This is a genomic window from Mesorhizobium sp. M7A.F.Ca.CA.004.12.1.1, from assembly GCF_003997835.1.
Lineage (GTDB): Bacteria > Pseudomonadota > Alphaproteobacteria > Rhizobiales > Rhizobiaceae > Mesorhizobium.
Genome location: NZ_RZRK01000976.1, coordinates 1 through 2044 on the forward strand (window position 1 = coordinate 1; position 2044 = coordinate 2044).

Genomic DNA, 2044 nt, shown 5'->3' on the forward strand with positions numbered 1-2044 from the left:
TCGCCGGCCACAAGCGCAACTGGGACAAGCGCGCCATTCCCGCCGTTTGCTTCACCGATCCGGAACTCGTCACCGCTGGTCTTTCGCCGGAAGAGGCCAGGGCTCTGGGCGGCGAGATCAAGATCGGCATGTTCCCGTTCGCCGCCAACGGCCGGGCGATGACGAAGCTGGGCGAAGACGGCTTCGTCCGCGTGGTGGCGCGGGCGGACAACCATCTGGTGCTCGGCATCCAGGCGGTCGGGCAGGGCGTGTCGGAACTGGCGGCGGCTTTTGGCCTGGCGCTGGAGATGGGCGCCAGGCTGGAGGACATTGCCGGCACCATCCATGCCCATCCGACGCAAGGCGAGGGATTCCAGGAAGCGGCGCTCAAGGCGCTGGGGCACGCGCTGCATGTTTGATTCGTGACAGTGCAAAGGCGGTGATGCTGGCGGGACACTCGCCCCCCTCTGTCCTGCCGGACATCTCCCCCTCAAGGGGGGAGATCAGCAGTTTCGGGCAACCCGCCTCTTCCAAGACTTTGAAAATTGGCGAAATCTAAGATGACAGCCTATCTCCCCCCTAGAGGGGGAGATGCCCGGCAGGGCAGAGGGGGGCAGCCTCTCACAAGAGAGAGACGCTGATCACCCCGCCAGCCGGCTCACCATCTCATGCTGCGCATAGGCGCGGCCGAAGCGGTTGGCCAGAAACGCGTCGAGCGCGATGTCTTCCTGCTTGATGAAGCCCGTGGCCGGCAGGCTGCCGTCGGCGAGCATGTCGAGCACGGCGCAGATGCCGGACGCCGTGGTGATCTGGATGGCGCTGCGCACCTGATCGCCGATGCGCCTGGAGTAGATCTTGTTGGCGTAGGTCTCCTGCAGCAGGCGGCCGTTCTTGCGGCCGGAGACGGTGACGAAGACGATGACCACGTCCTGCAGCGTCGCCGGCAGCGCGCTCTCGAAAATGTCTTTCAGCACGTCACGGCGGTGGCGCAGGCCGAGATCGTTGAGCAGCGCCTTCATGATCGCGGCGTGGCCGGGATAGCGGATGGTGCGGTAGTTCAGCGTGCGCACTCTGCCCTTCAGCGTCTCGGCCAGCGTGCCAAGGCCGCCGGAGGTGTTGAACGCTTCGTAGGTGACGCCGTCGAGCGAGAACTCCTCGCGCTCTTCCAGTGGCGGCACCTCGACCAGCTCGCCTTCGACGATCGCCTCGCAGGGCTCGCAATATTCGTTGATGACGCCGTCGGTGCTCCAGGTCAGATTGTAGTTCAGTGCATTGGAGGGATATTGCGGCAGGGCGCCGACGCGCATGCGCACGCTCTCCAGCGAATCGAACCGGCTGGCGAGATCGTTGGCGACGATCGAGATGAAGCCCGGCGCCAGGCCGCATTGCGGAATGAAGGCGCTTCTGCCCGAAACCGCCAGTTCCTTGACGCGGCGGGTCGAGACGACATCCTCGGTCAGGTCGAGATAGTGCACGCCGGCACAGGCCGCCGCTTCGGCGATGCGGGTGGTCAGATGGAAGGGAGCGGCGCTGAGCACCGCGAATTTGCCGGCGAGTGCGGCTTCAAGCGTGCCGGATGCTTCGATGTCGAGCTCAAGCGTCGCAACCGTGGCCGGCAGTTCGGCAGCAGCGAACTGTGCTGCCGAGCGGTCGACGAGCGTGACCTGATAATCCCCCTTGGCGGCGAGCATCTCGGCAATGGTCGAGCCGATCTTTCCGGCGCCGACAACGACAATTTTCTTCATGGCCGATCCCTCACTGATTGTGAGCCCAGATTCGCAGCTTGCCCGTCGAATGGAAGCGTGGTTTGGTTCGAAACGAAACCGTTGATTGGACAGTCTGCCGGGAAGAATCGTCGAAATGCTCAGTGACGCCGAACAGGCCCTGCTTTCCCTGCTGCGCGAGAATGCGCGCGCCTCGACCGCCGAGCTGGCGCGGCGGCTTGGCGTCTCGCGGACCACGGTGCAGAGCCGGATCGAACGGCTGGAGCAGCGCGGCATCATATCAGGCTATGGTGTGCGACTGGCGCCGGACTATGAGCAGGGGCTGGTGCGGGCGCATGTAC

General features: G+C 64.7%; 2 protein-coding genes and 1 pseudogene. 2 read left to right on the forward strand and 1 reads right to left on the reverse strand.

What is annotated here, in order from left to right:
* Positions 1-398 (forward strand): annotated as a pseudogene (locus EN984_RS32470) (dihydrolipoyl dehydrogenase); the annotation flags it as partial.
* Between the two features lie 222 nt (positions 399-620).
* On the opposite strand, the gene EN984_RS32480 reads toward EN984_RS32470, so the two are convergent.
* Positions 621-1724 carry a saccharopine dehydrogenase family protein gene (locus EN984_RS32480; RefSeq protein ID WP_127268447.1) on the reverse strand — a complete coding sequence of 368 codons (1104 nt, stop codon included), beginning with the start codon at positions 1722-1724 and terminating at the stop codon, positions 621-623.
* A gap of 115 nt (positions 1725-1839) precedes the next feature.
* Between EN984_RS32480 and EN984_RS32485 the strand changes: the two genes are divergently transcribed.
* A partial coding sequence (locus tag EN984_RS32485; protein ID WP_164765825.1) for an Lrp/AsnC family transcriptional regulator occupies positions 1840-2044 on the forward strand: 205 nt, incomplete at its 3' end.